Origin of the sequence: Phaeovulum sp., from assembly GCF_041596715.1 — a bacterium.
In the GTDB taxonomy this organism is placed as follows: domain Bacteria; phylum Pseudomonadota; class Alphaproteobacteria; order Rhodobacterales; family Rhodobacteraceae; genus UBA6213.
On record NZ_JBFHIA010000173.1, the window covers coordinates 1 to 6715 of the forward strand.

General features: G+C 64.5%; 7 protein-coding genes. 5 read left to right on the forward strand and 2 right to left on the reverse strand.

Features of this window, described 5'->3' with window-relative positions; genetic code table 11:
* The coding region (locus ABY403_RS11775) for an FtsX-like permease family protein (protein ID WP_372841010.1) at window positions 1-869 on the reverse strand (869 nt) is incomplete at its 3' end.
* Entirely contained in the window at window positions 866-1516 is a 651-nt protein-coding gene (locus ABY403_RS11780; RefSeq protein ID WP_372841012.1) for an ABC transporter ATP-binding protein, read from the reverse strand. The genes ABY403_RS11775 and ABY403_RS11780, both read right to left, overlap by 4 nt.
* 410 nt (window positions 1517-1926) lie before the next feature.
* On the opposite strand from ABY403_RS11780, the gene cysG reads away from it, so the two are divergent.
* Genes cysG through ABY403_RS11805 form a run of 5 tightly spaced genes read left to right on the forward strand, consistent with a single transcriptional unit; the run spans window position 1927 to window position 6408 of the window.
* Window positions 1927-3327 (forward strand): siroheme synthase CysG, encoded by a 1401-nt coding sequence (gene cysG, locus ABY403_RS11785; RefSeq protein WP_372841014.1) that lies wholly within the window; start codon window positions 1927-1929, stop codon window positions 3325-3327.
* A gap of 1 nt (window position 3328) precedes the next feature.
* Window positions 3329-3619, forward strand: a complete 291-nt coding sequence (locus ABY403_RS11790) for a DUF2849 domain-containing protein (RefSeq protein WP_372841015.1) — start codon at window positions 3329-3331, stop codon at window positions 3617-3619.
* A gap of 11 nt (window positions 3620-3630) precedes the next feature.
* Window positions 3631-5298 carry a nitrite/sulfite reductase gene (locus tag ABY403_RS11795; RefSeq protein ID WP_372841016.1) on the forward strand — a complete coding sequence of 556 codons (1668 nt, stop codon included), beginning with the start codon at window positions 3631-3633 and terminating at the stop codon, window positions 5296-5298.
* Window positions 5288-6034, forward strand: a complete 747-nt coding sequence (locus ABY403_RS11800) for a phosphoadenylyl-sulfate reductase (RefSeq protein WP_372841017.1) — start codon at window positions 5288-5290, stop codon at window positions 6032-6034. The genes ABY403_RS11795 and ABY403_RS11800 overlap by 11 nt, the downstream gene beginning before the upstream one ends.
* Entirely contained in the window at window positions 6031-6408 is a 378-nt protein-coding gene (locus ABY403_RS11805) for a DUF934 domain-containing protein (protein ID WP_372841018.1), read from the forward strand. The genes ABY403_RS11800 and ABY403_RS11805 overlap by 4 nt, the downstream gene beginning before the upstream one ends.
* The last annotated feature ends 307 nt before the right edge of the window (window positions 6409-6715 follow it).

The window sequence follows — 6715 nt, forward strand, 5'->3', positions numbered from 1 at the left end:
AGATAGCCCAGCGCCACGCCGATCGCCCCCGCCAGCAGCGCCAGAACGGCAAGCTCAACCGCCATCAATGCGATCAGCCGCCGCAGCGGCGCGCCCAATGCCCGCAAAGTGCGCACCACCGGGCGGCGCTGCTCGAACGCCAATCCGATCGCGCCGTGCACGATGAACAGGCCCACGGCGAATGAAAGCAGACCAAAGGCTGTCAGGTTCAGATGAAAGCTGTCGGTCATCCGCGCCACGTCGCTGCTATCCTGCGAGGCGCTTTGAACCAGATCTGGCGCGATTTCGGCCAGCGGTCGGCGGGTCATCGGCTGCTCGGGGGCGACCAGCAGGCGGTCGATCTGGCCTTCGCGGTTCAGCAGGCGTTGGGCCACACCGATATCGGTGATTGCGGTATTGGGCGCAACCTTGGGGGCGATCACGCGCTCGGCCCCCGCTTCGGGCAAGGCCGCCAAGGTATCGGCGCGCGCAAACACTTGCCCCGCGCCCGAAAGAAACGCCCCAAGATCGGCCGCTTGATCCGAGGGCATATGGCCAATATCGCCCGGCGCTGTCAGCGGATCGATCCCGATCAACCGCACGGCCGCCAACCTTCCCTCGACAACCGGAGATACATTCCACCCCGCCCGCCGCAGCGCGATATAGGTCTGCTGCGAAATCGCCTCGCCACCGTTTGCGGTGATCTGGGCATAGCTGCCCTCGCCTAGGGTTGCAGCTGCGGCGTCATAGCTTGCGCGCGCCTCGGCATTTATTGCCTGCACCCCCGACCAAAGCGCCGTGCCCAAGGCAAGCCCGGCCAGCAACGTGATCAGTTGCAAGGGGTTGCGCCGCCAGTGCCCAAGAAGCGCCGAGAGGATTGCCCCGCTCACGTCAACCGACCGGCACGAAGGTGCAACCGCCGGGCCATGCGCGATGCCAGCCGTTCGGAATGGGTGGCAAGGATCAGCCCCGCTCCAGTCTGCGCGACCAATTCGCAGAGCAGCGCGAAAACCGTGTCCGCCGTCGCCTCATCAAGGTTGCCCGTGGGCTCGTCGGCCAGCACCAGCTTGGGTTGCGGTGCCAGTGTGCGCGCGATGGCGACGCGCTGCTGTTGGCCGCCAGACAGTTGTTCGGGATATTTGTGCAAATGCTCGCGCAGCCCAAGCCGCTCTGCCAGCGCCTGCGCTCGTTCCGGGTCATGGCGGCCCGCAAGCCGTGCCTGAAAGGCGATATTGGCCGCAACCGTCAACGAAGGGATCAAATTGAACTGCTGAAAGATCACCCCAACCGTGCCCCGCCGCAGCGCCGCGCGCGCCACATCGTTCAGCGGCGTGAGATCCGTTCCCTCAATGGCCACCACGCCGCTATCGGCGCTATCCAGCCCGCCGATCAGATGCAGCAAGGTGCTTTTGCCAGACCCCGACTCGCCGGTCAGCGCAAGCATGTCGCTGTTTTCCATGCTGAACGATACGCCCTGAAGCACTGCGGCCTCGGCCCCCGGATAGGTCTTGGTCACATCTCGCAGAGCCAGCAACATCAGACACCCCTTTGCTCGAACATAGGTCGTGGCGCGCCATTGGAAAGTGCGCGCGCAAGGCAGGACCGCTTTACCTGCGGCGTGCGCCGTGTTCACGCAAGAAATCGTGCGCACTGCCACACGCCTATGGCAGAGGCAGTTGACGGCGGAACTGGCGCTGGCCAAGGCGGTGCGGCCATAGCGGCCGATGGCTCGCCGCGCAGGGTTGGCGGCCGCCCATGCCCGCGCGGCATGGTGCTGCGTTCCAGCATATGTGCGCCAAAGGGAAAGTTGGTCTACCCTTAACCGCTACCTCAAGACGAAATCACAGCATATCCCGCCATGCGGTGTTTCTGTTCTTGTTTCTGACAGCATATTCCAGATTAGGGGGAAATTGTTCTATTGTCGGCACAACAAGAATAGGTGCCCCGATGCAACACTTCCCCGTCTATCTCGATCTGACATCCCGTCGCGTGGTGCTTTGCGGCAATGGCGATATGGCTTTGGCAAAGCTGCGCCTCATTGCCCGGACTTCGGCAAGGCTAGAGCTGTTTGCCCCCGCCCCCGAGCCCGATTTGCTGCAAGCGGCCGCAGAGCTGGGCGCGGCGCTGCATCAGCGGCTGCCCGTGGCGGGCGACCTTGCCAAAGCGGCACTTGTCTACACCGCGCTCGGCGACGAGGGGGATGCGGCAATCGCCCGACTCGCACGGTCCGAAGGGGTGTTGGTCAATGTGGTGGACAATCTCGAAGCCAGCGACTTCATCACGCCTTCGATCGTTGACCGCGCGCCACTTACCGTGGCGATTGCCACCGAAGGTGCGGCCCCGGTACTTGCCCGCGCCATCAAGACCGACCTCGAAGCGCGCCTGCCGCAAGGCTTGGGCGCACTGACCCGCGCAGGAAAGGGCTTTCGCCACGCGGCAGAGGCGCTGCCACAGGGGCGGCGGCGGCGCGATTTCTGGGCCGATTACTACTTCGACGCAGGTCCGAAAGTGCTGGCGGAGGTTGGTGAAGAACTGCTGGATCACGCGCTGCACGACCTGCTTGCGCGCCATCTGGCGCGCGCCCCGCGCCCCGGTCGGGTCGATCTGGTGGGTGCCGGCCCTGGCGATCCGGAGTTGATGACCCTACGCGCGCGGCGGCTGCTCGATGCCGCCGATGTGGTTATTCATGATCGGCTGGTGCCGCAGCAGATCCTTGATCTCGCCCGACGCGAGGCGGTTTTCATCGCAATGGGGAAAGAGGGGTTTGGCCCCTCGGCCTCACAGGCAGAGATCAACGCCGCGATGATCGCCCACGCCCGCGCGGGCGCGCAGGTGGTGCGGCTCAAGGCGGGCGACCCAACCGTGTTCGCCCGGCTGGACGAAGAAACCGAAGCACTCGATGCGGCTGGTGTCGATTGGGCCGTGGTGCCGGGGATCACCGCGGCCTCTGCCGCCGCGGCGGCGATTGGCACCAGCCTGACCCGGCGCGCGCGCAATTCGGACCTGCGCATCCTGACCGCGCATGATCTGGAAGGTTTTGCCGAACAGGATTGGCGCGCACTGGCGCGGCCGGGCGCGGTGGCAGCGATCTACATGGGCTTGCGCGCGTCGCGCTTTTTGCAGGGGCGATTGCTGATGCATGGTGCCGATGCTGCAACGCCGGTCACGGCGGTCGAAAACGCAAGCCGCCCCAACCAACGGGTGCTTGCCACGCGGCTTGACCGGATGGCGACCGATCTTGGCGCAGAGCCGCCGACCGGGCCGGTGGTGCTGCTGTTTGGCCTTGCGCCCAAGCGCGCGGCGGAGGTTGCGGCAAACGCCGCCCTACCCCTTGAAGAGTTGGCCTGAGATGGCCCAGCACGCCCCCGCAACGGTGGTGACCGCCAATGCCCTTCGGTCGGGCAAGGTGGTCTGGTTGACCGCATCGGACGACTGGTCGCACGAGATGCGCGCCGCATGCGTATATCTTGACGCCGCCCAAGCCGAAGCCGCCCTTGCCCGCGCGCAGGCCCGCATGGGTGAAGTGGTAGGCTGTTATCTGGCCGAAGTCCGCCCAACGCCGCAGGGCCCCGAGCCGCTGCACTTTCGCGAGGTTTTTCGCCGCGACGGCCCTTCGCATGCCGCGCGAATCCCAGCCTGAGGACATAGCCGATGTATGCCTACACCGACTTCGACACCGCCTTCTTGGCCGAGCGCAACCGCCAGTTCCGCGCGCAGGTGGCACGCCGCCTCGACGGTTCGCTGACCGAGGAAGAGTTCCGCCCGCTTCGGCTGATGAACGGCCTTTATCTGCAACTTCACGCCTACATGCTGCGCGTCGCTGTCCCCTACGGCTCGCTCAACCCCGCGCAGTTGCGCGCGCTGGCCGACATCGCCGAAAGATGGGACCGAGGCTATGGCCATTTCACCACGCGCCAGAATATCCAGTTCAACTGGCCCGCGCTGACCGACGTGCCGGATATGCTGGACGCGCTGGCCGAGGTGGGGCTGCACGCCATCCAGACCAGCGGCAACACGGTGCGCAACGTTACTTCGGACCATTTCGCCGGCGCCGCAGCTGACGAGATCACCGACCCGCGCCCTTGGGCCGAACTGATCCGCCAATGGTCCACCGATCATCCCGAGTTCCAGTTTCTGCCACGGAAATTCAAGATCGCAATCACCGGCAGCCCGCGTGACCGGGCGGTGACGCGGGCACATGATATCGGCCTGCGGATGGTCACCCTTGACGGCGCGGCAGGCTTTGAGGTGATCGTCGGCGGCGGCCTTGGCCGCACACCGATGCTGGGCAAGGTTATCCGCGCGTTTCTGCCTGCAAGCGAGCTTTTGCCGTATCTGGAAGCCATCCTTTGCACCTACAACCTGCTTGGGCGGCGCGACAACAAGCACAAGGCGCGCATCAAGATCGCTGTCCACGAGAACGGGCTTGAGGCTGTGCGAGACCTTGTAGAGGCGCGCTTTGCCGAGATCCGCCCCGATTTTGACCCCGCCGCAACAGAAGCCGAATTGGGCCGGATTGCCGCACAGTTTCGTGTGCCGCTAAGCAAAAGCGCGCCGGACACAGCCTATCACGATGCCCGAGCGGCAAATCCCGCCTTTCGCGCATGGGCCGATACCAACCTGCACCCACACCGCGACAAAGGCCACGCCGTCGTGACCATCAGCCTGAAAGCCCATGGTGCAAGCCCCGGCGATGCGACAAGCTCCCAGATGCGCGCGGTGGCCGATTTGGCCGAGCGTTTCGGCTACGGCGAAATCAGGGTCAGCCACGAGCAGAACCTCGTGTTGCCGCATGTGGAATTGGGCAACCTGCCCTTGGTCTGGCAACGACTGAAGGCGCATGGCCTTGCCACGGCGAACGTGGGCCTTCTTTCTGACATCATCGCCTGCCCCGGAATGGATTACTGCGCCCTCGCCACCGCGCGCTCTATCCCCGTGGCGCAAGAGATCGCCACACATTTCGAGCGCCTGAAGCTTGAGCACGACATCGGCCCGCTCAAGATCAAGATCTCGGGCTGCATCAACGCCTGTGGGCACCACCATGTCGGGCATATCGGCATTCTCGGCCTCGATAGGGCCGGGGTCGAAACCTATCAGATCACGCTTGGCGGCGACGGTAGCGAAGATGCAGCACTTGGTGCGCGCACCGGTCCGGGCTTTGCCTATGACCAGATCGTGCCAGCCATAGAGCGGATCTTGCGGGCATATCTGCGCCTTCGCGAGGGCCGTGATGAAACCTTTTTGCAAGCCTACCGCCGACTCGGGCTATCGCCCTTTCAGGCGGCGCTTTATGAATTGGATAGCGCCGATGCAGCCTGACGCCCCCCAAATCTCCAAACGACGGCTTGCCGATATCGACACGCTGAATGCGCGCTTCGAAAACGACGCCGAGGGCGCAATCCGCTTTTCGCTTTCGGGGGCGCTAGGGCCTTTGGCGCTGGTCTCCAGCTTTGGCGGCGAGTCGGCGGTGCTTCTGCACATGGTGGCCCAAGTGGATCGCGGTATCCCGGTGATATTCATCGACACGATGATGCTTTTTGCCGAAACGCTTGCGTATCAGGAAACCCTGACGCGGCAGCTTGGCTTCACCGATGTGCGGCGGATCCAGCCAAACCGGGTAGAGCTGTTCCTGAACGACCCAGACGCCTTGCTGCACAGCGCCGACCCTGACGCCTGCTGCGATCTGCGCAAGACCCGCACGCTCGCCTCGGCGCTTACGGGCTTTAGTGGCTGGATCAGTGGGCGAAAGCGGTTCCAAGGCGGGCAGCGCGCAGGGCTGGCGATGTTCGAGCGCGATCCAGACACTGACCAGATCAAGGTCAACCCGTTGGCAGGATATGGCACCAACGATCTGCGCGGATACATGGAGCGACATGATCTGCCGCGGCATCCGTTGGTGGCGCGCGGCTATCCGTCGATCGGTTGCGCGCCCTGCACCACGCCAGCCGGCGCGGGCGAGCACCCACGCGCCGGGCGCTGGCGTGGCCGCGACAAGATCGAATGTGGCATCCATGTCGAGCAAGGGCGCATCGTGCGTAGCAGGGCCGCATCATGAGTGTCATCGTCACCGACAGCGGCTTTGGCCCAGACACCTATGCAGGCCCCTGGGTCGATCTGCCAACCACCGCAGAGCCCGAGGCACTGCGCTGCGATCTGCCGCGCCTTGCCGCGATCCGCATCGGTTTTCCCGCCTTCAGTGACGGGCGGGGCTTTACGCTTGCGGTGCGACTGCGGCGCATGGGTTATGCCGGGCGATTGCGCGCGCAGGGCCACCTTATCGCCGATCAATATGCGATGGCCCGCAGGTCAGGCTTTGACGAGGTCGAGATCGACGCCGAACTGGCGGCGCGCCAGCCCGAGCCGCAATGGCTGGCGCGCGCCAACTGGCAAGCGCACGACTACCGCAGCAGACTGCGCCATGGCCGCTAAGACCAGACCCTACCCATCTGTGTCGATGCACCAGCCGACATGGCTTCTTCCTCAAGCTTGTCGGCGAGGGGGACTTCCGGTCCTTTGATTTGGAGGTGAGAAGCCACGGCAGCCGAAACTTAGGGGCAATCACGCGCAACGAAGCGGCTGTCGCCGTGGGGGCGATCGCGGCACCGAATCGTCAGGCGCTTCTCTGTTGCAAGGCCGTTTCGGGTGTAACGAAACGCTCTTGAACGTCAGCTCTGCACCCCGCTCTGAAGCTGCCAGTAACCGCCTTTCAACTCCATAAGCTGCTCATGCGTTCCGG

Excerpts from the sequence above, each read along its gene's own strand:
- ABY403_RS11780 (WP_372841012.1), bottom strand. The coding sequence starts at position 1,516 with ATGTTGCTGGCTCTGCGAGATGTGACCAAGACCTATCCGGGGGCCGAG.
- cysG (WP_372841014.1), top strand. The coding sequence starts at position 1,927 with ATGCAACACTTCCCCGTCTATCTCGATCTGACATCCCGTCGCGTGGTG.
- ABY403_RS11790 (WP_372841015.1), top strand. The coding sequence starts at position 3,329 with ATGGCCCAGCACGCCCCCGCAACGGTGGTGACCGCCAATGCCCTTCGG.
- ABY403_RS11795 (WP_372841016.1), top strand. The coding sequence starts at position 3,631 with ATGTATGCCTACACCGACTTCGACACCGCCTTCTTGGCCGAGCGCAAC.
- ABY403_RS11800 (WP_372841017.1), top strand. The coding sequence starts at position 5,288 with ATGCAGCCTGACGCCCCCCAAATCTCCAAACGACGGCTTGCCGATATC.
- ABY403_RS11805 (WP_372841018.1), top strand. The coding sequence starts at position 6,031 with ATGAGTGTCATCGTCACCGACAGCGGCTTTGGCCCAGACACCTATGCA.